Here is a 22,069-nt window from a genome sequence, read left to right as displayed (position 1 = left end):
GCACTACCCCGGGCCCCGCCCGTCCTCCCGGTCAGAGGGGAACAGCCACACCGTTGAACGTCGTGTCGGGCAACTGCGGGCTGGTGAAACGGGCGTTGACGAGATAGAGGCGGTCACCGTAGCGGGCGGCGGTGGTGGGTACGTCGAAGCGCGGGTCGGTGATCGTGCGGCGCAGCGTGGCGGTGGTGGCCCTGGCGTCGAGGTCGAACACGGTCACGATGTTGAGGCGGTTCTGTACGACGTACAGGGTGCGGCCGATACGGACGAGACCGTCGCCGTTGACGACGTTCTCCGCGCCGACCAGCGTGATCCTGCTCGCGTGACCGGTCCTGAGGCTCACGTTGTAGAGCTCGCCGGGGGTGCTCTTGACGACGATCAGGCCGCGGCCGTCGGGGGTGCCGACGATGCCGTTGGCGTTGTTCACGTTCGGGGTCTGCACCCAGTCGCCGGTGAGCGGCAGCGCGCGGACCGTTCCGCGGCAGCCGCGCGGTACGCCGTGGAGCACCGCGTCGCGCGAGTCGGTGAACCAGGCGCGGTCGCCGAGCAGGATGACGTCGTTGATGAAGTGGCCGGTGGCCTCGGTGAGTTGGTGGGTTGCCACGAGCTCGCCGGTACGGGAGTCGTGGATCCGTGCGACGCCCGTGCTTCCGGCGACGTAGAGCAGGCCGTCGTCGTCCAGCTTCAGGCCGACGGACACCAGGCCGGTACCGCCAGGGAAGAGGACCTCGCCCTCGCCGGTGCGCAGATCGGTGCGGAGGATGGCGCCGTTCGCGCGCGAGCCCATGTACGCGTACGGCCTTCTGCCGATGGTGATGCCCTCGGGGAGGAAGCCGTCGGGGAGCGGGAACTCGGTCGGCCACGAGGCTTTCGGGGCAGCGGCGTTCGCCGTGCCGGCACCGGCGGTGACCGCGAGCGCGGCGACGGCGGCACCGCCGAGAACGGCGCGCCGGGACGGCTGGGGGCGGTGGTTCTGGGTCATGGTTCCAGGCCTCCGTGAAGAGTGGGGATGTGACTCAGAAGCTTTGGGGATGCGACTCAGGAACTGTGGCGATGTGTCTCAGAAGCTCCAACTCGCTCTGGGGTTCTATGAGTTCGCAACGGCCCGCCCGCGTCCGGGGTTCCCCGCCACCCCCTCCGAGGGGCGGCGTCCCCGTCACTCCCTCCGAGGACCGAGGGCCGAGGTCCCGCCCCTCGCTCCGAGGGCGCCCGCACAGGACACGCGAAGGGGCCCCGTCACAAGGACGGGGCCCCTCGGCGTACGTACGTACCTAAGCGATCAGCCGCACTGGCAGGGATTGCCGGACTGACATCCGCATCCGCACCCCGAGCCGCAGCCGCAGGCGCCGAACAGTGGGAGGTTCCTGATCTCGACGGGCTGCTGGGTGTCGAGGTCCTGTGTGGGGTCGGGCGTGCTGGGGGATTCGGCCATGGGTCCCTCCTTCAGGCACGAAGTGTGCGAGGCACGCTGCACCGCACAGCTCCTGTCGCCCATTTCATGCCCACTCCCGGGGGCGCATCAACGGCGCAAGCTCGGCGCACCGAGGATTACGCACGCGCCCCCGGAGCACGGGAGGACCCGGGCATCCCGCCTGATTCCTCGGGAACCCCCCCGCCCGATCACCAGGGTCCTCCGGCCGATCAGGCGCCCTCGACCCCCGTCACCGGCTGAATCTCCGGCTGGAGCTCGTCCGCGTGCTCGCCCGTCACGAGGAACACGACACGCTTGGCGACGGACACCGCGTGGTCGGCGAAGCGCTCGTAGTAACGGCCCAGCAGGGTGACGTCCACGGCGGTCTCTATGCCGTGCTTCCACTTGTCGTCCAGCAGGTGCTGGAAGAGCGTGCGGTGCAGCAGGTCCATCTCGTCGTCGTCGGACTCCAGCTGGAGCGCGAGGTCGACGTCCTTGGTGATGATGACCTCGGCCGCCTTGGCCATCAGGCGCTGGGCGAGCTGGCCCATCTCCAGGATCGTGGCGTGCAGGTCGTGCGGGATCGCCCGCTCGGGGAAGCGCAGGCGGGCCAGTTTCGCGACGTGCTGGGCCAGGTCGCCGGAGCGCTCCAGGTCCGCCGACATACGAAGCGAGGTGACCACGATCCGCAGATCCGTGGCCACCGGCTGCTGGCGGGCCAGCAGGGCGATCGCCCGGGCCTCCAGCTCGTGCTGAAGATCGTCGACCTTCTCGTCGGCGGCGATCACGCTCTCGGCCAGTTTCAGGTCGGAGTCGAGGATCGCCGTCGTGGCGCGTCCGATCGCCGACCCGACAAGCCGGGCCATCTCGACCAGGCCCTCGCCGATCGAGTCAAGTTCCTCGTGGTACGCGTCCCGCATCAGGATGTCCCTCTCTCACGTCAGCTTCGGGGGTCCGGGGGCTGGATCCTGACCATCGGAAATACCCGCCGAGCAGGCCCCGTGCACCCCACGCTCCCACGTTCTGGCCTGTACGCGTCCGTTTCCGTCCCCCCAAATGAACCATCACTGGCTCCTGGGTGAACTCTGGGCGACGAGTGTTCGAGGTCGCACTCGGATGGCTGTGGCCTGGGCCGACGACATGCCTAACCTGGAGGCATGGACGTGAACGCGGCGGTCGCCGCAGCGGCAGCGATCGCCGGAGTGCTCACCGGTGTCATCGCCATGCTGGCGTTCCGCTGGAGCGAGCGCGACCAGAAACGGCCAACCCGCACCTCGCTCCATACGGATCCAGTGCTTCCGCCCGGCGTGGACACGGTGCTGTCCGTGCTCCGCTCCTCCGCCGTCGTACTCGACGAGGCGGACGCCGTGGTCAAGGCCAGCTCCGCCGCGTACGCCCTCGGGCTGGTGCGGGGCGGCAAACTCGCCGTCGAACCGATGCTCCAGATGGCGCGTGACACCCGCCGTGACGGGGAGATACGACAGGTGGAGCTGGATCTGCCGAGGCGGGGGACGGGACGCGGGGATGCCCTGGCCGTCTCCGCCCGGGTGGCGCCGCTCGGCTCCCGGCTGGTCCTCCTCCTCGTGGAGGACCTCACCGAGGCCCGGCGCATCGAGGCCGTACGGCGCGACTTCGTGGCGAACGTCAGCCATGAGCTCAAGACCCCCGTCGGCGCCCTCAGCCTGCTCTCCGAAGCTGTCATGGACGCTTCCGACGACCCGGAGGCGGTCGAACGCTTCGCCGGCCGGATGCAGATAGAGGCCACCCGGCTCACCAACCTCGTCCAGGAGCTCATCGACCTCTCCCGGGTCCAGAACGACGACCCGCTCGAGGACGCCGAGCCGGTCCGGGCCGACGATCTCGTCGCCGAGGCGATCGACCGCTGCCGCCACCAGGCCGGCACCAAGCAGATCACCATGGCCGCGGGCGGCACCGCCGACCTGAGGGTCTGGGGGAACAGGGGCCAGCTGGCCGCCGCCCTCGGCAACCTCGTGGAGAACGCCGTCAACTACTCGCCCTCCCGCACCCGGGTGGGCATAGCCGCGCGCCGGGTGACCGCGCCCGGCGGAGACCTCATCGAGATCGCCGTGACCGACCAGGGCATCGGCATCTCCGAGAAGGACAAGGAGCGCGTCTTCGAGCGCTTCTACCGCGTCGACCCGGCCCGTTCCCGTGCCACTGGTGGTACGGGGCTGGGGCTCGCGATCGTCAAACACGTGGCCGCCTCGCACGGCGGGGAGGTCACGGTGTGGAGTTCCGAGGGACAGGGCTCCACATTCACTCTGCGGCTGCCGGAGGCGGGTGCGGCCCGCGACCGCGTGACCGATCACCACATGCCCGGCCTCGACGAAGAGGACGAGCAGCCCACCGACGGGACGACCACCGTCACATCCCCGTATGACCCGCTTCCTGCCCCGGAGGTCCTTCCGTGACCCGTGTGCTCGTCGTCGAGGACGAGGAGTCCTTCTCCGACGCCCTGTCGTACATGCTCCGCAAGGAGGGCTTCGAGGTCGCCATCGCGACCACCGGGCCCGACGGACTCGACGAGTTCGAGCGCAACGGCGCCGACCTCGTCCTCCTCGACCTGATGCTGCCGGGCCTGCCCGGCACGGAGGTCTGCCGTCAGCTGCGCAACCGCTCCAACGTTCCGGTGATCATGGTCACCGCCAAGGACAGCGAGATCGACAAGGTCGTCGGGCTGGAGATAGGGGCTGACGACTACGTCACCAAGCCCTTCTCCTCCCGCGAGCTGGTCGCCCGTATCCGTGCCGTGCTCCGCCGCCGCGGGGAGCCGGAGGAGGTCACTCCGGCCGCTCTGGAGGCCGGGCCCGTCCGGATGGACGTCGACCGCCACGTGGTCACGGTCTCCGGCTCCAAGGTCGACCTCCCGCTCAAGGAGTTCGACCTCCTGGAGATGCTGCTGCGCAACGCGGGCCGAGTCCTGACCCGGATGCAGCTCATCGACCGCGTGTGGGGCGCCGACTACGTCGGTGACACCAAGACGCTCGACGTCCACGTCAAGCGCCTGCGCGCCAAGATCGAGCCGGACCCGGGGGCACCCAGATACCTGGTCACCGTGCGCGGTCTCGGCTACAAGTTCGAGCCGTAAACCGACACCGACACCGCGCTGACACCGATCGCGTACCTCTGCTTCTTACGCACGACGAAGGGCGGCACCCCTCGGGGTACCGCCCTTCGTGCATGACCGAATCCTGACCAGGTCAGTTACCGGCGGCCGACTCCGAGGCCGACACACTCGCCGAGGCACTGTCGGTGGGCGTGCCCGACCCGGACTCCGAGGGCGACCCGGACGGCGACCCCGACACCGACGACGAGGAGGACTCCGACGGCTCGGCGCCCGCACCGGCCGTGGCGCTCGGCGTCGCGGGTACGTCGCTCGGGCCCCACCCGGTGAAGAAGCTGTCGGCCGGGAAGACGAACGCGCGCAGGCTCACGTCACCCGTCTGGCTGAAGCTGAAGGTCACCTTCTGGGCGTTGCCGTCCTTGATGGCGTCGCTGCCGCTGGTCAGTACCGCGGCGGCGTTGTCCTTGCCGCCGAGGATGACGTAGCCGCCCGCCGGGATCGTCAGCTTCCCGGAGCCCTTGGCGGGCTTGATCTCGGCGGTCTTGCCGGTGTCGGCGACGGTGATCGAGTCGAGCGTCTGCGCGGTGTCACCGTTGTTGAAGACGGTCGCGGAGATCGCGGCAGGACCCGCCGCCTCCAGATCGGGCTGGGTGATGACGACGGCGTTCTGGATCTTGATGTCGCCGACCGAGGTCGCGGCGTTGTCCGGCTTCACTTCCAGGGTCTGTGCGTTGTTGCCGGCGGCGCACGCGGCGAGTGAGGCGATCGAGAACGCGAGGGAGGCGGCTGCGAGAGCGCCGCGTCGAAGGCTGCTGCTCACGGCTGCGGCAACTCCTTGAACTGTGGGCGAGACAGAACGGCTCAGTTGTAAAGCCGCCCTAAGGGTCAGTCAGCGGGCTTAGGTTACCGAGCCGTTCCCATGCCGCCGCACCCGACCCGCCCCTACGCGCCGACGGGCTCCTGTGCGCCCTGCGCGCGCCCCGCCCGTCGCACCCGGCCCTTCCGTCACTTCCGCTACTTCGAGCGCGCACTTGTCCGTCATTCACATAACTCGCACCGACGGTCGCTTGCGGATTTCACACGGGGAATGTCCGGGGTCCGGAAAAACCGATCACCGGTAGATCATCGATAGATCACCGGTGGACCGGCAGCCGATGATCGGTAGGCCGTCAGTGGATCGCCGCTAAGGCCGTCGGTAAGGCCGCCGGTGGATCATCGGCAGTTCATCCGCCGGTTGTGATCAATTCCGGATTCGCCCCGTACTCCACTCCGGTCACCGAACGGAGTAGCGGAAGTCGAGCCCTTGAGGGCGGACAAACCGGGACGTTCTACCCCTGGTCAGGTGCTTCCGGTGTGTGTAACGTACGCGTTTCTCTTCCCCTGGACAGCCGCTCCCACCTGCGAATACCCTCTCCCGCTCGCCCCTCGCAGCACGTTCCTGTTGCGGTTGTCAAGCCCCGAGATGTGCCCTGACCTGCGAAAACACCATTCAGAAGACGCCGTTTCCGTGTTACCCTGGATAGCCACGGAAGGGGTACCTGTCACATGACGTTCAAGGTTGGCGACACCGTGGTCTATCCCCATCACGGGGCCGCGCTGATCGAGGCTATCGAAACTCGCCAGATCAAAGGCGTGGACAAGACCTACTTGGTGCTGAAGGTCGCCCAGGGCGATCTGACGGTGCGTGTGCCAGCGGACAATGCGGAGTTCGTCGGCGTACGTGATGTGGTCGGTCAGGAAGGGCTGGACCGGGTCTTCGAGGTCCTGCGCGCTCCTTACGCCGAGGAGCCCACGAACTGGTCGCGTCGTTACAAGGCAAATCTGGAGAAGCTCGCCTCCGGCGATGTCATCAAGGTCGCGGAAGTCGTACGTGACCTGTGGCGTCGTGAGCGCGAGCGTGGACTCTCCGCCGGTGAGAAGCGCATGCTCGCCAAGGCCAGGCAGATCCTGGTGAGCGAACTCGCCCTCGCGGAGAACACGAACGAGGACAAGGCCGAGGCCCTGCTCGACGAGGTTCTCGCGTCCTGACGCCGGTAGTCGCCGAGACGGTAATCGTTGTGACGACGGTAATCGCCCCGACGTAACCAATCGCCGAGACGGCAGTCGTCTTGACGTATGCGTAATCCTGCGCAGTGCAATGGAGATGCGCGCAATGCAATGCCGCGGTGCCCGATGACGCATTAGCTGTCGCCGGGCGCTGCGGCATGTTCGTACCCGCACCCGCTCATGGACGTGCCTCTACCCGTCATCGTCAGGTATATACACGCACCCAGTTCGGGAACCGGAACTGCGTGGTGCCAGAATCGCGGATGCCCCGCTCACCTGCCTGGAGCCCGCCCACCAGGTGTGCCGGGCCCGGGCAGCCGCCTCGACCAGATGTCACGGAAGGGTCCGGTCAAGGCTCGCGCCCGGCACGCTGGGGCCATACCCAACTCGGCCGAGCACACAAACCTGACAGGAACCGATGTCTGACGATTCGCGCCTCTCGCCTCCGGGAGCACGTACCGCCGCCGTGATTCCCGCCGCCGGCCGGGGCGTGCGCCTCGGTCCGGGCGCCCCCAAAGCCCTCCGCGCGCTGAACGGCACACCGATGCTCGTCCACGCGGTCCTCGCGATGGCCGCGTCCCGTGCCGTCTCCCTGGTCGTCGTGGTGGCCCCGCCGGAAGGCGCCGCCGAGGTGAAGACCATGCTCGACGCGCACGCCCTGCCCGAGCGGACCGACTTCCTCGTCGTCCCCGGCGGGGAGAGCCGCCAGGAGTCCGTGAAGCACGGCCTCGACGCCCTGCCCCCCGGCATCGACATCGTCCTGGTGCACGACGCGGCCCGCCCCCTCGTCCCCGTCGACACGGTGGACGCGGTCATCGAGGCCGTACGGGACGGCGCCCCCGCCGTCGTACCGGCCCTGCCGCTCGCCGACACCGTCAAGGAGGTCGAGCCCGCGACCGTCGTGGGGACGCCCGAGCCCGTCGTGGCGACGCCCGAGCGGGCGCGGCTGCGGGCTGTGCAGACCCCGCAGGGATTCGACCGCGCCACTCTCGTACGGGCCCACGAGACCGTCACCGACGACGTGACCGACGACGCCAGCATGGTCGAGCAGCTCGGGCTGCGGGTGGTGGTGGTGCCCGGGCACGAGGAGGCGTTCAAGGTGACGCGGCCCCTGGACCTCGTACTGGCGGAGGCGGTTCTCGCGCGCAGGAGGGCCAACGATGGGTTCTGAGACATCCGGTGGCGGTCCGCTACTGCCCCAGGTCGGGATCGGTACCGACATCCACGCCTTCGAGGACGGGCGCGAGCTGTGGTGCGCCGGACTGCTGTGGGAGGGGGAGGGGCCCGGGCTCGCCGGCCACTCCGACGCGGACGTCGTCGCGCACGCCGCCTGCAACGCGCTGTTCTCCGCCGCCGGGCTCGGTGACCTCGGCGCCCACTTCGGCACCGGGCGGCCGGAGTGGTCCGGGGCCTCGGGCATCACGCTGCTGACGGAGGCCGCCCGGATCGTGCGTACGGCCGGGTTCGTCATCGGCAACGTCGCCGTGCAGGTGGTCGGGGACCGGCCGAAGATCGGCAGGCGACGGGACGAGGCGCAGAAGATCCTGTCGGACGCGGTGGGGGCGCCGGTGTCGGTCTCCGGTGCGACGACCGACGGTCTCGGGTTCCCGGGGCGGGGGGAAGGGCTGATGGCGGTGGCCACGGCGCTGGTGGTGCGGGGCCGCTGAGGGTGGAGTCCGTTCGCCCCCTCCGCCCCTTCCCGTCCCGTATCCGGGGGCTGCGCCCCCAGACCCCCCTTTCGCGCGGACGCGCTCGTCCTCAAACGCCGGACGGGCTGGAGAGACTCGGCTCGCGTTTGTCACGAATACGTGCCTCATGGCCTGGAAGGGTCGCGGGGCACTACCCACCGCCCACTACCCTGGAGTGGTGACGATTCGCCTGTACGACACCAGCGCCCGGCAGATCCGTGACTTCACCCCGCTCGTCGCGGGCTGCGTCTCGATCTACCTCTGTGGTGCCACCGTGCAGGCCGCACCGCACATCGGGCACATCCGCTCGGGCCTCAACTTCGACATCATGCGCCGCTGGTTCGAGTACCGCGGCTATGACGTGACGTTCATCCGGAACGTCACGGACATCGACGACAAGATCATCATCAAGTCGGCCGAGCAGGGCCGCCCCTGGTGGTCGATCGGCTACGAGAACGAGCGCGCCTTCAACGACGGCTACGACGTGCTCGGCTGCCTGCCGCCCACCTACGAGCCGCGTGCCACCGGGCACATCACCGAGATGGTCGAGATGATGCGCGGCCTCATCGAGCGCGGGCACGCCTACGAGGCCGACGGGAACGTCTACTTCGACGTGCGCTCGTACGACGGCTACCTGGAGCTTTCCAACCAGGAGCTCGACAACCTGCTCCAGCCCGCCGGCGACGGCGAGACCGGCAAGCGGGACCCGCGCGACTTCGCCATGTGGAAGACCGCCAAACCCGGTGAGCCGACCTGGGAGACGCCCTGGGGGCGCGGCCGTCCCGGCTGGCACCTCGAGTGCAGCGCCATGGCCCACAAGTACCTGGGCACCGCCTTCGACATCCACGGCGGCGGACTCGACCTGATCTTCCCGCACCACGAGAACGAGATCGCGCAGGCCAAGGCCTTCGGCGACGAGTTCGCCAAGTACTGGGTGCACAACGCCTGGGTCACCATGAGCGGCGAGAAGATGTCGAAGTCCCTCGGGAACTCGGTCCTCGTCAGCGAGATGGTCAAGAACTGGCGGCCCATCGTCCTGCGCTACTACCTCGGCACCCCGCACTACCGCTCGATGATCGAGTACAGCGAAGAGGCCCTGCGCGAGGCCGAGTCGGCGTTCGCGCGGATCGAGGGCTTCGTGCAGCGCGTGGTGGAGAAGGCGGGGGGCGTGGTCGAGCCCGCCGCCGAGGTGCCGCCCGCCTTCGCCGAGGCGATGGACGACGACCTGGGCGTCCCCCAGGCGCTCGCCGTCGTGCACACGACGGTCCGGCAGGGCAACAGCGCGCTGGCCGCCGACGACAAGGAGGCCGCCGTGGCGCGCCTCGCCGAGGTCCGGGCCATGCTCGGCGTCCTCGGGCTCGACCCCGTCGACCCGCACTGGGCCGGTGAGGGCGAGCGCGGCGAGGACCTGCACGGCGTCGTCGACACCCTCGTACGCCTGGTGCTCCAGCAGCGTGAGGCCGCGCGTGGCCGCAAGGACTGGGCCACCGCCGACGCGATCCGCGACCAGCTCAACCAGTCGGGGCTCGTCATCGAGGACGGCCCGCAGGGGCCTCGATGGACGCTCGGGCCACGCTGAGAGTCACCGGCCGACCCCCGTCGGCCTTGATCGATTGTGCCGCCCGGGCCTCCGGGCGGCACACTGCATATACGTATGTACGCACGCTTCACGCTTTCCGATGAGCAGAGACAGGTAGGTCATGGCCGCTAACAACCGCCGCATGTCCGGCAAGAAGGGCGCGCAGGTCGGCAGTGGCGGCCAGCGACGCAGGGGTCTGGAAGGCAAGGGCCCCACCCCGCCCGCCGAGGTGCGCAAGGGGCACAAGAAGAACCGCGTCGCCAACGCCAAGGCGAAGCAGACCGTACGCCGTCCCGCGCCTCGGGGCCGCGGCGGCAAGGGCACGTCCGAGATGGTCGTCGGGCGCAACCCCGTCGTCGAGGCGCTGCGTGAGGGCGTCCCCGCGGTGACGCTGTACGTGCAGCAGTTCATCGACAACGACGAGCGGGTGCGCGAGGCGCTCCAGCTCGTCGCGGACCGCGGTGGCGTCCACCTCATGGAGGCACCGCGTCCCGAGCTGGACCGGATGACCAACGGGCTCAACCACCAGGGTCTCGTCCTCCAGGTCCCGCCGTACGAGTACGCGCACCCCGAGGACCTCACCTCCGCCGCGTACGACGCGGGCCAGGACCCGCTGATCGTCGCCCTCGACGGTGTGACGGACCCGCGGAACCTGGGCGCCATCGTCCGGTCCGCCACCGCCTTCGGCGGCCACGGCGTGGTCGTGCCCGAGCGGCGCGCGGCCGGCATGACCGCCGGAGCCTGGAAGTCGTCCGCCGGCACCGCGGCCCGTACGCCCGTCGCCCGCGTCACGAATCTGACGCGCGCCCTGGAGGCGTACAAGAAGGCGGGCATCGCCGTCGTCGGTCTCGCCGCCGACGGTGAGGTCGAGGTCGGCGAGCTGGCGGCGCTGGGCGGTCCCGTCGTCATCGTCGTCGGCAGCGAGGGCAAGGGGCTGTCCCGGCTCGTCGGCGAGACCTGCGACTACCGGGTGCGGATTCCGATGCCCGGTGGCGCGGAGTCGCTGAACGCCGGTGTCGCGGCCGGAGTCGTGCTGTACGAGGCGGCACGACGACGCGGCTGAACACCTGTGCGCGTAGTCACCCCCGTGGGGTAATCGGGTCGGTGCGGACGACCTTGACGCGGTCCGGACACATCGGCGAGGTCAAAGCAGTGTCCTAAACACACGTCACTCGGTTAGATGAGTGTGGACACCAGAACACCCCGCACACCCACGGGGGACCGCTCGTCGGGATTCGACGACGCTCCCGCGCTGAGCATGGTGAAGGTGCCGAGCGATCCGGCGCAGGTCATCGTCAATCATGCGAGCTTCCGCGTGCAGCTAGGCGCCCCGCCACGGACCCAATCCCCGCGTATCGCGCGGCACTTGAGTTCCACCGACGACACCTCGCGCGTCCCCGTCGTCGGTGGCGCGGGCAGAGCGGGCGCGGCCGGTACCGCCGCCGCCCGCCGCCGCGCGCCCGTCGTCTGGAGCGGGAAGTCCGCGCCGGACGACACCGGCGCCCACCGCCTCCTCCAGGCCGTCCGGAGCACCAGTGTCGGCCACGGCGCCCCCGACCCGGCAGTCGACGCGGGAGCGACCCAGGTCATCCCGCGCGTCGGCGACGAGCACGGCTACGACGGCGAACACCCGGACTACGACGGCGACATGACCGTCGAGACCGTCGAGACGCCCATCGTCGGCAGCCAGCGAAGTCACGATGCCGCCGGGACCCGACTGCTGCCGAACATGCGCACCGTGGGCAGCGCGTACGACGAACCCGGCTACGCGGACGACGAGTTCGAGGACGACTCCCGCTTCGGGGAGGACGCCCGCCTCGCCGACGGCGACGCCCCCACCAGGCGGCACGGCGCCGACCCGGTGCGGCACGCGTACTACCCCGGCCGCCGGATGAACCTCGGCGTCGTCCTCCTCCCGCTGCGCGTCTTCCTCGGCTTCATCTCCATCTACGCCGGCATGGGCAAGCTCTGCGACCCCGTCTACTTCGACGGCGGCGAGCGCGGCTCGATGGTCAAGTGGCTCAACACCCTGCACCCGTGGGAAGTCGCCGAGCCACTGCGCCAGTTCGCGCTCCAGCACCCCGTCGGCGCAGGGCTCGTCATCGCCTTCCTCCAGGTCATCGTGGGCGTCCTCACGGTGCTCGGCCTCTGGCAGCGGGTCGCCGCCGTCGTCGGCGCGCTGCTGTCGGCCGCGCTCCTGCTCACCGTGAGCTGGAAGACGGTGCCCGCGTACGACGCGCCCGACATCATCTACCTCGCCGCCTGGTCCCCGCTGATCATCGCGGGCGCCCCCGTCTACTCCGTCGACGGACGCCTCGCCAGTGAGGCCTGGCGCACCCTCGGGCCGCGTGCCGAGATCTGGGACCTGCGACTTCGCGTGCTGCGCAGGGGCGGGCTCGTCGCGGCCCTCGCCGTCGGCATCACGCTGCTCGTCGGCTCGCTGCTCGGCGGCGCCGTCCGCGACGCCGACCGCATCGTGGTCCCGGGCCCCGGCGAGGCCCCGCGCAACGAACTGCCCGGCTCCGCGCTCCCGTCGGCGCCCGCCAAGCGCAGCGAGAAGCCCTCCCCTTCGGCCTCCGAGGAGCCCACCCGGAGCCCCTCCTCCGCCCCGCCCGAGGCGGCGGCCACCACACCGGGCGCCGCCCGCGACACGGGCACCGGCACGGTCACCAGCGGCCCCAGCCAGACCCAGGGCGGCGGCGGCCAGGCCCCGCCCCAGCAGTCCGCACCGGCCAACCAGGCCCCGGCCACCAGCGCGGGCCCGACGTCGACCGGCGGCGGCACCTCCAGCGGCGGCTCCACGGGCGGCTCGGGCTCGACGGGAGGCGGCTCCGACAGCGGAGGCTCCACCGGTCAGCCGGGCCTGGTGGGCGGCCTCCTGGGGTAACTCCCTTGGGACGGTACGAGGACGGGGCCCCGCACAGATCATGTGCGGGGCCCCGTCCTCGTACCGTCCTCGTGCCTTCTTCGTACCGTCCTCCCAGGCTCGGAGAGCCCGGCTCAACGCCCCAGCGCCGCCAGTTCCTTCGCCGCCTCGGTGAGGTCCTTCGCGGTGTCGATGGCGCGCCAGTAGGCACCCTGGGGGAGGGAGAAGCCGGCCAGGCGGCGTTCGCGTGCCAGGTGCGGGAACGTGGTGCGCTCGTGGTCGCCGCGCTCGGGGAGCAGGTCGGTGAACTCGGCGGAGAAGACGTAGACGCCCGCGTTGATCTCGTACTGCGTCGGCGGGGACTCGATGAAGTCCGTGACGCGTCCGAAGCCGTCCGTCTTGACGGCGCCCCACGGGATGCGCGGGCGGGCCAGGGCGAGCGTCGCGACGGCGTCGCGCTCGGCGTGGAAGTCCGCCATGTCGCGCAGCGAGAAACGGGTCCAGATGTCACCGTTCGTCGCGAACCAGGGCCGGTCCGGGTGGGGGAGGTGCGCGGCGGCGTACTTGAGGCCCCCGCCGCGGCCCAGGGGCTCCGACTCGACGACCGTCGTGACGTTCACCGGCAGGTCGGCGGAGTCCAGCCACTTCTGCAGGACCTCGGCGAGGTGGCCGCAGCTCACGACCACGTCGGTCACGCCCTCTTCGGCCAGCCAGGTCAGCTGATGGCCGATGATCGGGGTCCCGGTGCCGGGGATCTCGACCATCGGCTTGGGCCGGTCGTCGGTGTAGGGACGCAGCCGGGAGCCCTGGCCCCCGGCCAGGACAACGGCTTGAACGGGGCGCGACGCGGCGTTCGGATCGGTCATGCCCGAACTGTACGTGGCGCCCCGCTCGCGGCTTTGGTCAGCAACAATTCCGTAACCAGCCGTACTTGGATGACTTCGCTCGACTCAGAAGTGGGTGGCCGCGACCCCCGAGGCGAAGGAGGTGTCGCAGACCGGCCTCGCGAACGACTGGGCGCGTGTCGGGCCGTACGCACGGACCGCGGCACGGCCCAGTGCGCGGGCGATGGAGACGCAGTGCTTCGCGAGCGACGGGCGGCCGTTCACCGCCTCCTGGAGGTGGGTGAGGGCGACACCCGGGTCCTTCTCCTGGAGCTCCAGGAGGAGCTTGTCGCGCAGGATGTCCTGTGGGGTACGGGACACGGCGCGGGTGGAGACGTCCGCGGAGGACGCTTCGGCGGCGGTGAGCACCGAGTTCGAGGTGGTCCCCGACCAGTTGACTCGGGTGACCGCGAGGGTCCCGGAGAGCACCAGGACGACGGGCAGAACGAGGGCGAGGGTGCGGCCGACCCGACGAGCGGGGCCACGGCCACGCCGGGTCCGTTGGTTAGTGGTGGAGTGCTTCACGCGAGTGAGGGTAGCGTGGGGTAATGATTTGGCGACATTTAGTCACCGGTTCGGGGGACGGGCGAGCGGCGAATTCGTGGCGGCGCGTTGACGTACAGATATCGAAATGACCGGTCTGCCGGGGTATTTGTCGACATGAAAGAAGGCCCCGCAGCCTGCTGCGGGGCCTTCTTCGTCAACTTGGGTGAATTAACCCCCGTACGGGGGTGTTGAACGCCCGCTGCTTGCCTCGGGGTTCGACTGCCGAGGCAGCCAGGCTCAGCAAGGCCGGCGGGCCCAGCAGATTCAGCAGGTTCAGTCGGAGAGGCGCTCGCCCGTGGAGGTCGAGAACACGTGGGTCTCGCCCGGACGCGGCACGACGTGCAGCGTGGCGCCCTTGTCCGGGACCGCGCGGCCGCTGACGCGGACGACCAGGTCCGTGACGTTCTCGTCGACCTTCGCGCTGCCGTAGACGTAGCCGTCGGCGCCGAGCTCCTCGACGACGTTCACGGTGACGGCGAGGCCGGCCGGCGCGTCCTCGGTGTCCTTCGTCAGGGACTTCGCGGCCTCGCCGTTGTGCTCGACGATGTCGAAGTGCTCGGGGCGGACGCCGACCGTGACGGTGCGGTCGCCGCGGTCGGCCGCCGCGGACAGCGCCTCACGGCTGACCGGCACCACGCTGTTGCCGAACTTCACGCCGCCGTCGGTGATCGGGACCTCGACGAGGTTCATCGCCGGGGAGCCGATGAACCCGGCGACGAAGAGGTTCTTCGGACGGTCGTACATGTTGCGCGGCGAGTCGACCTGCTGGAGCAGACCGTCCTTCAGTACGGCCACCCGGTCGCCCATGGTCATGGCCTCGACCTGGTCGTGGGTGACGTACACGGTGGTGATGCCGAGGCGGCGCTGGAGCGAGGCGATCTGCGTACGGGTGGACACGCGGAGCTTGGCGTCCAGGTTCGACAGCGGCTCGTCCATGAGGAACACCTGGGGCTCACGCACGATCGCGCGACCCATGGCGACACGCTGGCGCTGACCACCGGAGAGCGCCTTCGGCTTGCGCGCGAGGTAGTCGGTGAGGTCGAGGATCTTCGCCGCGTCCTCGACCTTCTGCCGGATCTCCGCCTTGTTGACGCCCGCGATCTTGAGCGCGAAGCCCATGTTGTCGGCGACCGTCATGTGCGGGTAGAGCGCGTAGTTCTGGAACACCATGGCGATGTCCCGGTCCTTCGGCGGCAGGTGCGTGACATCGCGGTCACCGATGTGGATCGAGCCGGCGTTGACGTCCTCAAGACCCGCGAGCATGCGCAGGGAGGTGGACTTTCCGCAGCCCGAGGGGCCGACGAGGACGAGGAACTCGCCGTCCGCGACGTCGAGTTCGAGCTGGTCGACGGCGGGCTTGTCGCCACCCGGGTAGGTGCGGGTCGCCTTGTTGAACGAGACAGTGGCCATGGTGAGGGCCCCCTTCTACCGGCAGGAACGTGCCGGACGATCCGTTGTAGGAAGGTGGTGGTGCACTACGGAGCGTGTCGAAGTGTCCAGCACGTCGAACGTTCCGTTGTGGTGTAGTCCACATGAGCGAACTGGTTCAGGACGCTACCTCGCGTTCACCGGATCTGTCAGTAGTCGGACGCCGATGAAGTTCAAGGAAATTTCCGACAGGCCCCACCTGTGACGTGGGTACACTGCTCGGGCGCGCCTGCCCGTCCCCCGGACACCGCACGCGCGCAGGCCTCCTTAGCTCAGCTGGCCAGAGCAACGCACTTGTAATGCGTAGGTCGTCGGTTCGAATCCGACAGGGGGCTCCAGCAGGTCAGGTGTTTTCGCCGCGGGGCTTGGTGCCGCGGAAGCGGCGGCGGAGGGCTCCGAGATCCTTCAGCCGCGTCCCCGGGCGGTCAGCAGCGTTCTTGCGATGGATGTCTGGTCCGGGTCCGGGGCGTGGCCCTCCTCCAGGTGCCAGAGGGAGTTCTGGAGGACTCGGGCCAGGGTCCAGGAGCGGGCTCGCTCTCGGTCCGCGGACAGTGCCTCTGTCAGGAGGTCGAAGCGGCGTAGGAGGTGGCCTTCCCCGGCGCGGTTCCAGAGGGCGGGGAGGAGGTCGAAGCAGGGGTCCCCGGCGAGGGGTTTCGGGTCGATGGCCAGCCAGGGTTCGCGGTCGGCGGCGAGGACGTTCTCGAAGTGCAGGTCCCAGTGCAGGAGCCGGTCACCGGGATCGTCCGCGACCTCGCGCAGCGCGGCGGCGCAGTCCCGCAGGAGGCGCCGTTCGTCCTCGTCGCGCGCCGCCTCCAGTGCCGCGGGCAGCCGGGCGAACATGTCCGCCGTCAGGTCGCCGAGCCGGCGGAGCTGTGGTGGCGCGGGCACGCACGTCAGCCGGGCGAGCAGGTCCGCGAGGATCTCGGTCGCCCTCATCACGTCCGGTACGGCGGCCAGCGGGCGGGCCTCGTCGAGCCGCTCCAGGAGCAGCGTGCCGGTCGGCGGATCGTTGGCCAGGAGCCGGACGGCCCCGGCGCCGTCCCAGGTGCGCAGGGCGAGACCCTCGCCCGCCGTCTCCTCGTCGAGGTCCTGGAGTTTCAGCGCCGCCCGGGTGCCGTCCTCGCGCACCACCGGCAGGACGACGGAGACCTGCCCGCTCATCGGGCGGCCCTCCTGCCGCAGCGACCACCGCTCCAGAAACTCCGCCCCCCGCTCCAGCAGCCGGACGTCCCACACCACCACAATCACCCCATGAGTCGAGCTCCGCGCGCCGCCTGGTCGTACATCGGCCGTGCCCCGGGAACGTACATCTGGCTGGTGATCCTCTTCATCACGACCGTGGCCATGCACCACATGTCGCCGCAGTTCGAGGAGGAGTTCCTGCGGCAGCGGTCCACCAACATCCACGAGCTGTCGAGCAACCCGATCCGGGTGCTCTTCTCCAGCGCGATGTGGATCGACGGCGGGTACTGGCTGCCGTACGCGGTGCTCTACACCGTTTTTCACGCGCAGGCGGAGCATTGGCTCGGTACCGCGCGCTGGCTGGCGGTCTGTGTGGCCGCGCATGTGCTGGCGACGCTGATCAGCGAGGGGTCGCTGCTGCTGGCGATCCGGCACGGCATGGCGCCGCATTCGGCGGTCAACACCCTGGACATCGGGGTGAGTTACGCGCTGGCCGGGGTGGTCGCGGTGCTGACGTACCGGATCGCGGCGCCCTGGCGGTACCCGTACGTGGTGGTCGTGCTCCTGGTGTACGGGGTGCCGCTGGCGACCGGCCGCACCTTCACCGATCTCGGGCATTTCGCCTCGGTGCTGATCGGTCTGGGGTGTTATCCGCTGGTCAGGGGGCGCGGAAAAGCATGGAATCCGAAGGAGACAGTGGCCGCCTTCAGGGGTTAGCGTCCCGGCCATGAGCAGCAGCACGGTCAATGGCGGGATCTCCTTCTGGTACGCCGACGACGGCATCCCCGCGCCGCGCGAGCCCCTGCCGGGTGACGCCACCGCGGACGTCGTCATCGTCGGCGGCGGCTACACGGGTCTGTGGACCGCGTACTACCTGAAGAAGGCGGCGCCCTTCCTCCGGATCACCGTCCTGGAGCAGAAGTTCTGCGGGTACGGCGCCTCGGGGCGCAACGGCGGCTGGCTCTACAACGGCATCGCGGGGCGCGACAGGTACGCGAAGCTGCACGGCAGGGAGGCGGCCGTACGCCTTCAGCGGGCCATGAACGACACGGTCGACGAGGTGGTGCGGGTCGCCGCCGAGGAGGGCGTCGACGCCGACGTCCATCAGGGCGGCGTGCTCGAAGTGGCCTATACGCCGGCCCAGTTGGCCCGGTTGAAGGCCTTCCACGAACACGAGCTGTCGTACGGCGAGAAGGACCGCGAGCTGTACGGCGCGCGGGAGACCGCCGAGCGGATCCGGGTGGTGCACGCGGTGGGGTCGAGCTGGACGCCGCACGGGGCGCGGCTGCATCCGGTGAAGCTGGTGAAGGGCCTGGCGGCGGCGGTCGAGGCGCTGGGGGTGACGATCCACGAGGGGACGCCGGTGACGGAGATCCGGCCGAAGCACGCGGTGACCCCGTACGGCACCGTTCGCGCGCCTTACGTGCTGCGCTGCACGGAGGGCTTCACGGCCTCGCTCAAGGGGCAGAGGCGCACCTGGCTGCCGATGAACTCGTCGATGATCGCGACGGAGCAACTGACCGCCGCGCAGTGGGAGTCGATCGGCTGGGAGGGGCGGGAGACCCTGGGGGACATGGCGCACGCGTACATGTACGCCCAGCGCACCGCCGACGGCCGGATCGCGCTCGGCGGCCGCGGTGTCCCGTACCGCTTCGGTTCGCGCACCGACAACGACGGCCGTACGCAGCCGGCGACCGTGGAGGCGCTGCGCGAGATCCTCGTCCGGTTCTTCCCGACGCTGGCCGGGGTCGGCGTGGAGTACGCCTGGTCGGGTGTGCTCGGTGTGCCCCGCGACTGGTGCGCCACGGTGACCCTGGACCGTTCGACGGGGCTCGGCTGGGCCGGCGGTTACGTCGGTTCGGGTGTCGCCACCACCAACCTCGCCGCCCGCACGCTGCGTGACCTCGTCCAGCAGGACTCGGGCCAGTCGGGCGAGACGGAGCTGACCGGCCTGCCGTGGGTCAACCACAAGGTGCGCAGGTGGGAGCCGGAGCCGTTCCGCTGGATCGGGGTGCACGGCATGTACGCCACCTACCGCACGGCCGACCGCCGCGAACTGACCACGCACAGCGCCCAGTCGTCCCGGCTGGCCCGGATCGCGGACCGGGTGGCGGGGCGCCACTGACCGCGTACCCGCACGACTTGGGTACGTATGTGACACTGCGGCCATGATCCGACCAGCGACCTCCGCCGATGTCCCTGTCATCCATGCCCTGGTGCGTGAACTCGCCGACTACGAGAAGGCCTTGGTGGAGGCGCGGGCCACCGAGGAGCAGTTGCGGGAGGCGCTCTTCGGGGAGCGTCCGGCGGCGTTCGCGCACGTGGCCGAGGACGCGGCGGGGGAGGTGATCGGGTTCGCGCTGTGGTTCCTCAACTTCTCGACGTGGCGCGGGGTGCACGGGATCTACCTGGAGGATCTGTACGTACGGCCCCCGGCGCGCGGTGGCGGCCACGGGAAGGCGCTGCTGGCCGAGTTGGCGCGGATCTGTGTGGAGCGCGGGTACGAGCGGCTGGAGTGGTCGGTGCTCGACTGGAACCGGCCGTCGATCGAGTTCTACGAGGCGCTGGGCGCGCGGCCGCAGGACGAGTGGACGGTGTACCGGCTGACGGACGACTCGCTCAAGGAGCTGGGTTCGCGCTCACGGGACTGACTCGGGTTCCAGGGCTCCGGTGGACATCGTGTGCGCCGGGGCCTTCGCCGTGCCGCGCGGTGTTGACGGCGTTGACGGCCGCTCGGGGTCCGGCCGTTCAGGGTTCGAGGACCACCTTGCCGACGGTGGTCCGGTTCTCCAGGGCGCGGTGCGCCGCGGCGGCCTCGGCGAGCGGGAAACGGGTGATGTCCGGTGTCAGCCGGCCCGCCGCGGCCTCGGCGAGGGCACGCAGTTCCAGGGTGCGGACGGGGTTGGAGCTGCCGGTCCTGCGCATCATCTCCGGGCCGAGCACCTGCTCGGACACGCCTTCGACGAGGAGCGGGCCGCCGTCGCGGATGCCCTCGCCGGACCAGCCGAACACGAGGTGCCTGCCGCCGGGCCCGAGGAGGCCGACGGCGCTCCGGGCGACCTCGCCGCCGACGCCGTCGAAGACGACGGTCGCGCCCTTGCCGCCCAGGTAGGAGCGGGCCTTCTCCGGCCAGTCCGGGTCCTTGTAGTCGAGGGCCAGGTCGGCACCGTTCTCCTGTGCCCGGGCCACCTTCTCCGGGCCGCCCGCGAGGCCGATCACGGTGGCACCGGCGTGCCGCGCGTACTGCACGAGGAGGGTGCCGATGCCGCCCGCCGCGGCGGGGACCACGGCGACGGAACCGGCGTCCAGGGTCGTGAACTGGAGGATCCCCATCGTCGTGCGACCCGTTCCGATCATGGCGACGGCCTCGGCGAAATCCAGGTTCTCCGGGATCTCGTGGACGCGGTCGACGTCGGTGACCGTCAGCTCCGCGTAGCCGCCCGAGGCGGGGGACCGGCCCAGATGTGCCACGACGCGCTTGCCGAGCCAGAGGTGGGCGACGCCCTCGCCGAGGGACTCGACGGTCCCGGCGACCTCGCGCCCCGGGGTCATGGGCAGGGCGGGCGCGTCGGGGAGCGGTCCCTTGAAGCCCTCCCGGATCGCCGCGTCCAGGAGGTGCACGCCCGCCGCGACGACGGCGATACGGACCTGGCCCGGGCCCGGCTCGGGGTCCTCGGTCCGCTCGTAGGAGAGGTTCTCGGCGGGACCGAAGGCGTGCTGGCGGATGGCGTACATGGCGGTGGGCTCCGTTTCGTCGTTCCTCGTCCGGGTGCGTTCCCTGAGGGCCCCAGCCTCTGACCTCAAGCGCGCTTGAGGTCAAGGTCCTCCGGAGACTGAGGGCCAGGCGCACGTCTGCGAGCGCGCCGGCGGGCGACGCCGGCGGCCCGAATGTGACATGGGGATGGGAAAGTGCGGGCCGGGGCCGTTGTCAGTGAGGGGGTGCACCATGGGGGCATGGTGCGGAAAGCGGCTGGCGAGGCGAAGAGACTGGTCAAGGGAGCGCGGCGGCCGGAGGTGCGGTTGCCGCCCCTGGAGCCTTACGACGCTGCCGGCCTCGAGCCCGACGGGGACTACGACGGCCTCGAGTTCCGGGACGTGGACTTCGTCGGACAGGACGGCGGGGGTGCGCGGTTCATGGACTGCGCGCTGACCGGGTGCGCGCTGGACGAGACGCGGCTGCATCGCGCGCGCCTGCTGGACTCGGTTCTGACGGGCATACGGGGCGTGGGCACCGATCTCGCCGAGTCGACGTTGCGCGATGTCGAGCTGGTCGACGCCCGCCTGGGCGGGGTGCAGTTGCACGGTTCCGTACTGGAGCGGGTGCTGGTGCGCGGCGGCAAGATCGACTATCTGAACCTGCGCAAGGGCCGCCTCAAGGATGTCGTGTTCCAGGGGTGCGTGCTGGTGGAGCCGGACTTCGGGGGCGCCCGGCTCGAGCGCGTGGAGTTCGTCGACTGCGTGGTGAAGGAAGCGGACCTCACGGGGGTGACGCTGACGGACGTGGATCTACGGGGGGCGGTCGAGTTCACCATCGCGCGGGGCGTGGACCGGCTGGCGGGGGCGGTCATCAGCCCGGCTCAACTGGTTGATCTGGCGGGGGTGTTGGCGGCGGAGATGGGGGTGCGGGTGGAGTAGGGGGGTGGTTTTTCGCCCCTCCGCCCCTGCCCGTCCCTTGTTCCTGGGGCTCCGTCCCAGACCCCGCTCCTCAAACGCCGGAGGGCTGAAAGTTTCCAGCCCGTCCGGCGTTTGAGGACGAGGCCGTTCAGGCCGAAAGCGGGGGTCCGGGGGCGGCAGCCCTCAGGAACGGGACGGGCAGGGGAGTAGGGGGCGAAGAAAAGTCCCAGGCCACTCACGACACCCGAGGAAACCGGGCCTCCAGCGTCCATACCGCGGGATTCTCACGGAGCCCCTCGTGGAGGTCGCTGAGGTCGGCGAGCAGGTCGTGCAGGAAGTCCCGCGACTCCCGGCGGAGTTCGGCGTGCGAAAAGGTCAGCGGCGCCTCCTCCACCGGCATCCAGTCGGCCTCGACATCCACCCACCCGAACCGCCGCTCGAAGAACATCCGGTCGGTCGACTCCGTGAAGTCGAGCTCCGCGTGCTGCGACCGCGAGGCCCGGCTCCCGCGCGGATCCCGGTCGAGCCGCTCCACGATGTCGCACAGCGCCCACGCGAAGTCGAGCACCGGCACCCATCCCCAGGCTGTGGACAGCTCCCGGTCCGCCTTGGTGTCGGCGAGGTAGACGTCTCCGCAGAACAGGTCGTGGCGCAGCGCGTGGACGTCCACGCGGTGGTAGTCGGTCTGCGGGGGGTCGGGAAAGCGGTTGGAGAGGGCGTAGCCGATGTCGAGCACGTAGGAG

At 70.2% G+C, this 22,069-nt stretch carries 23 protein-coding genes and 1 tRNA gene; 13 read left to right on the top strand and 11 right to left on the bottom strand.

Annotation, left to right across the window (positions count from 1 at the left end):
* Nucleotides 1–31: 31 nt before the first annotated feature.
* The 3 genes from ACIBLC_RS25990 to phoU form a co-directional block, all read right to left on the bottom strand.
* Entirely contained in the window at nt 32–979 is a 948-nt protein-coding gene (locus ACIBLC_RS25990; protein ID WP_399213580.1) for an SMP-30/gluconolactonase/LRE family protein, read from the bottom strand.
* A gap of 297 nt (nt 980–1,276) precedes the next feature.
* The gene (locus tag ACIBLC_RS25985) at nt 1,277–1,429 is read right to left on the bottom strand and encodes a hypothetical protein (protein WP_399213579.1); all 153 of its coding nucleotides are present in this window, start codon (nt 1,427–1,429) and stop codon (nt 1,277–1,279) included.
* A 209-nt stretch (nt 1,430–1,638) separates the two neighbouring features.
* Nucleotides 1,639–2,328 carry a phosphate signaling complex protein PhoU gene (phoU, locus tag ACIBLC_RS25980; protein WP_399213578.1) on the bottom strand — a complete coding sequence of 230 codons (690 nt, stop codon included), beginning with the start codon at nt 2,326–2,328 and terminating at the stop codon, nt 1,639–1,641.
* A 237-nt stretch (nt 2,329–2,565) separates the two neighbouring features.
* On the opposite strand from phoU, the gene ACIBLC_RS25975 reads away from it, so the two are divergent.
* Together ACIBLC_RS25975 and ACIBLC_RS25970 are read left to right on the top strand one after the other, a co-directional pair.
* Nucleotides 2,566–3,840: a sensor histidine kinase gene (locus ACIBLC_RS25975; RefSeq protein ID WP_399213577.1), complete on the top strand. Its 1,275-nt coding sequence runs from the start codon at nt 2,566–2,568 to the stop codon at nt 3,838–3,840.
* Nucleotides 3,837–4,517 (top strand): response regulator transcription factor, encoded by a 681-nt coding sequence (locus ACIBLC_RS25970; RefSeq protein WP_020140130.1) that lies wholly within the window; start codon nt 3,837–3,839, stop codon nt 4,515–4,517. Before ACIBLC_RS25975 ends, ACIBLC_RS25970 begins: the two co-directional genes overlap by 4 nt.
* Before the next feature lie 112 nt (nt 4,518–4,629).
* On the opposite strand, the gene ACIBLC_RS25965 is transcribed toward ACIBLC_RS25970, so the two are convergent.
* Nucleotides 4,630–5,313 (bottom strand): DUF461 domain-containing protein, encoded by a 684-nt coding sequence (locus ACIBLC_RS25965; RefSeq protein ID WP_399213576.1) that lies wholly within the window; start codon nt 5,311–5,313, stop codon nt 4,630–4,632.
* 725 nt (nt 5,314–6,038) lie between these two features.
* Between ACIBLC_RS25965 and ACIBLC_RS25960 the strand changes: the two genes are divergently transcribed.
* The 5 genes from ACIBLC_RS25960 to rlmB all read left to right on the top strand — a co-directional run bounded on the left by ACIBLC_RS25960 (nt 6,039) and on the right by rlmB (nt 10,869).
* Nucleotides 6,039–6,521, top strand: coding sequence for a CarD family transcriptional regulator (locus tag ACIBLC_RS25960; RefSeq protein ID WP_006380568.1), 483 nt, complete (start codon nt 6,039–6,041; stop codon nt 6,519–6,521).
* A gap of 436 nt (nt 6,522–6,957) precedes the next feature.
* Complete coding sequence (gene ispD / locus ACIBLC_RS25955) at nt 6,958–7,710, top strand: 2-C-methyl-D-erythritol 4-phosphate cytidylyltransferase (protein ID WP_399213575.1); 753 nt, start codon at nt 6,958–6,960, stop codon at nt 7,708–7,710.
* Nucleotides 7,700–8,206 (top strand): 2-C-methyl-D-erythritol 2,4-cyclodiphosphate synthase, encoded by a 507-nt coding sequence (gene ispF / locus ACIBLC_RS25950; protein ID WP_399213574.1) that lies wholly within the window; start codon nt 7,700–7,702, stop codon nt 8,204–8,206. The genes ispD and ispF overlap by 11 nt, the downstream gene beginning before the upstream one ends.
* A 199-nt stretch (nt 8,207–8,405) precedes the next feature.
* On the top strand, nt 8,406–9,806 hold the full coding sequence (gene cysS / locus ACIBLC_RS25945; RefSeq protein ID WP_399213573.1) for a cysteine--tRNA ligase: 1,401 nt from the start codon (nt 8,406–8,408) through the stop codon (nt 9,804–9,806).
* 121 nt (nt 9,807–9,927) lie between these two features.
* Complete coding sequence (rlmB, locus tag ACIBLC_RS25940) at nt 9,928–10,869, top strand: 23S rRNA (guanosine(2251)-2'-O)-methyltransferase RlmB (RefSeq protein WP_399213572.1); 942 nt, start codon at nt 9,928–9,930, stop codon at nt 10,867–10,869.
* Nucleotides 10,870–10,982: 113 nt separating this feature from the next.
* Here rlmB and ACIBLC_RS25935 read toward each other — a convergent pair whose 3' ends face one another.
* Entirely contained in the window at nt 10,983–11,105 is a 123-nt protein-coding gene (locus tag ACIBLC_RS25935) for a hypothetical protein (RefSeq protein ID WP_393250547.1), read from the bottom strand.
* On the opposite strand from ACIBLC_RS25935, the gene ACIBLC_RS25930 reads away from it, so the two are divergent.
* Nucleotides 11,065–12,693: a DoxX family membrane protein gene (locus ACIBLC_RS25930; protein ID WP_399213692.1), complete on the top strand. Its 1,629-nt coding sequence runs from the start codon at nt 11,065–11,067 to the stop codon at nt 12,691–12,693. The two genes, ACIBLC_RS25935 and ACIBLC_RS25930, sit on opposite strands and share 41 nt — an antisense overlap.
* 113 nt (nt 12,694–12,806) lie before the next feature.
* On the opposite strand, the gene ACIBLC_RS25925 is transcribed toward ACIBLC_RS25930, so the two are convergent.
* The 3 genes from ACIBLC_RS25925 to ACIBLC_RS25915 all read right to left on the bottom strand — a co-directional run bounded on the left by ACIBLC_RS25925 (nt 12,807) and on the right by ACIBLC_RS25915 (nt 15,512).
* Nucleotides 12,807–13,538 carry an NDP-sugar synthase gene (locus ACIBLC_RS25925; RefSeq protein ID WP_399213571.1) on the bottom strand — a complete coding sequence of 244 codons (732 nt, stop codon included), beginning with the start codon at nt 13,536–13,538 and terminating at the stop codon, nt 12,807–12,809.
* Nucleotides 13,539–13,622: 84 nt separating this feature from the next.
* Nucleotides 13,623–14,081 (bottom strand): hypothetical protein, encoded by a 459-nt coding sequence (locus ACIBLC_RS25920; protein WP_399213570.1) that lies wholly within the window; start codon nt 14,079–14,081, stop codon nt 13,623–13,625.
* A gap of 294 nt (nt 14,082–14,375) precedes the next feature.
* A complete protein-coding gene (locus tag ACIBLC_RS25915) occupies nt 14,376–15,512 on the bottom strand; it encodes an ABC transporter ATP-binding protein (RefSeq protein ID WP_399213569.1) in 1,137 nt (378 codons plus the stop codon).
* A 279-nt stretch (nt 15,513–15,791) separates the two neighbouring features.
* On the opposite strand from ACIBLC_RS25915, the gene ACIBLC_RS25910 reads away from it, so the two are divergent.
* Nucleotides 15,792–15,868 (top strand) — tRNA-Thr (locus ACIBLC_RS25910).
* A gap of 67 nt (nt 15,869–15,935) precedes the next feature.
* Here the strand turns inward: ACIBLC_RS25910 and ACIBLC_RS25905 are convergent.
* Nucleotides 15,936–16,778, bottom strand: coding sequence for an aminoglycoside phosphotransferase family protein (locus ACIBLC_RS25905; RefSeq protein WP_399213568.1), 843 nt, complete (start codon nt 16,776–16,778; stop codon nt 15,936–15,938).
* A 3-nt stretch (nt 16,779–16,781) separates the two neighbouring features.
* Between ACIBLC_RS25905 and ACIBLC_RS25900 the strand changes: the two genes are divergently transcribed.
* From ACIBLC_RS25900 to ACIBLC_RS25890, 3 genes are read left to right on the top strand one after another with little or no spacing between them, the layout of a single operon-like run.
* The gene (locus tag ACIBLC_RS25900) at nt 16,782–17,429 is read left to right on the top strand and encodes a rhomboid-like protein (RefSeq protein ID WP_399213567.1); all 648 of its coding nucleotides are present in this window, start codon (nt 16,782–16,784) and stop codon (nt 17,427–17,429) included.
* A 10-nt stretch (nt 17,430–17,439) separates the two neighbouring features.
* The gene (locus ACIBLC_RS25895; RefSeq protein ID WP_399213566.1) at nt 17,440–18,837 is read left to right on the top strand and encodes an NAD(P)/FAD-dependent oxidoreductase; all 1,398 of its coding nucleotides are present in this window, start codon (nt 17,440–17,442) and stop codon (nt 18,835–18,837) included.
* A 43-nt stretch (nt 18,838–18,880) separates the two neighbouring features.
* Nucleotides 18,881–19,363, top strand: a complete 483-nt coding sequence (locus ACIBLC_RS25890) for a GNAT family N-acetyltransferase (protein ID WP_399213565.1) — start codon at nt 18,881–18,883, stop codon at nt 19,361–19,363.
* Nucleotides 19,364–19,460: 97 nt separating this feature from the next.
* Here the strand turns inward: ACIBLC_RS25890 and ACIBLC_RS25885 are convergent, their stop codons facing one another.
* Nucleotides 19,461–20,447: a zinc-binding dehydrogenase gene (locus ACIBLC_RS25885; protein WP_399213564.1), complete on the bottom strand. Its 987-nt coding sequence runs from the start codon at nt 20,445–20,447 to the stop codon at nt 19,461–19,463.
* A 219-nt stretch (nt 20,448–20,666) separates the two neighbouring features.
* Here ACIBLC_RS25885 and ACIBLC_RS25880 point away from each other — a divergent pair, with 219 nt between their 5' ends.
* Entirely contained in the window at nt 20,667–21,347 is a 681-nt protein-coding gene (locus tag ACIBLC_RS25880) for a pentapeptide repeat-containing protein (protein ID WP_399213563.1), read from the top strand.
* A gap of 214 nt (nt 21,348–21,561) precedes the next feature.
* Here ACIBLC_RS25880 and ACIBLC_RS25875 read toward each other — a convergent pair whose 3' ends face one another.
* Nucleotides 21,562–22,062, bottom strand: coding sequence for a hypothetical protein (locus ACIBLC_RS25875; protein ID WP_399213562.1), 501 nt, complete (start codon nt 22,060–22,062; stop codon nt 21,562–21,564).
* Between the last annotated feature and the right edge of the window lie 7 nt (nt 22,063–22,069).

This window comes from Streptomyces sp. NPDC050535 (genome assembly GCF_044457665.1).
GTDB lineage: Bacteria > Actinomycetota > Actinomycetes > Streptomycetales > Streptomycetaceae > Streptomyces.
This window is presented reverse-complemented; position numbering and strand designations above follow the sequence as displayed.

Coding starts and splice junctions, on each gene's coding strand:
- ACIBLC_RS25925 (WP_399213571.1), bottom strand. CDS start 13,538: ATGACCGATCCGAACGCCGCGTCGCGCCCCGTTCAAGCCGTTGTCCTG.
- ACIBLC_RS25890 (WP_399213565.1), top strand. CDS start 18,881: ATGATCCGACCAGCGACCTCCGCCGATGTCCCTGTCATCCATGCCCTG.
- ACIBLC_RS25930 (WP_399213692.1), top strand. CDS start 11,065: ATGGTGAAGGTGCCGAGCGATCCGGCGCAGGTCATCGTCAATCATGCG.
- ACIBLC_RS25960 (WP_006380568.1), top strand. CDS start 6,039: ATGACGTTCAAGGTTGGCGACACCGTGGTCTATCCCCATCACGGGGCC.
- ispD (WP_399213575.1), top strand. CDS start 6,958: ATGTCTGACGATTCGCGCCTCTCGCCTCCGGGAGCACGTACCGCCGCC.
- ACIBLC_RS25990 (WP_399213580.1), bottom strand. CDS start 979: ATGACCCAGAACCACCGCCCCCAGCCGTCCCGGCGCGCCGTTCTCGGC.
- ACIBLC_RS25915 (WP_399213569.1), bottom strand. CDS start 15,512: ATGGCCACTGTCTCGTTCAACAAGGCGACCCGCACCTACCCGGGTGGC.
- ACIBLC_RS25985 (WP_399213579.1), bottom strand. CDS start 1,429: ATGGCCGAATCCCCCAGCACGCCCGACCCCACACAGGACCTCGACACC.
- ACIBLC_RS25975 (WP_399213577.1), top strand. CDS start 2,566: ATGGACGTGAACGCGGCGGTCGCCGCAGCGGCAGCGATCGCCGGAGTG.
- rlmB (WP_399213572.1), top strand. CDS start 9,928: ATGGCCGCTAACAACCGCCGCATGTCCGGCAAGAAGGGCGCGCAGGTC.
- phoU (WP_399213578.1), bottom strand. CDS start 2,328: ATGCGGGACGCGTACCACGAGGAACTTGACTCGATCGGCGAGGGCCTG.
- ACIBLC_RS25900 (WP_399213567.1), top strand. CDS start 16,782: ATGAGTCGAGCTCCGCGCGCCGCCTGGTCGTACATCGGCCGTGCCCCG.
- ACIBLC_RS25880 (WP_399213563.1), top strand. CDS start 20,667: ATGGTGCGGAAAGCGGCTGGCGAGGCGAAGAGACTGGTCAAGGGAGCG.
- ispF (WP_399213574.1), top strand. CDS start 7,700: ATGGGTTCTGAGACATCCGGTGGCGGTCCGCTACTGCCCCAGGTCGGG.
- ACIBLC_RS25895 (WP_399213566.1), top strand. CDS start 17,440: ATGAGCAGCAGCACGGTCAATGGCGGGATCTCCTTCTGGTACGCCGAC.
- ACIBLC_RS25885 (WP_399213564.1), bottom strand. CDS start 20,447: ATGTACGCCATCCGCCAGCACGCCTTCGGTCCCGCCGAGAACCTCTCC.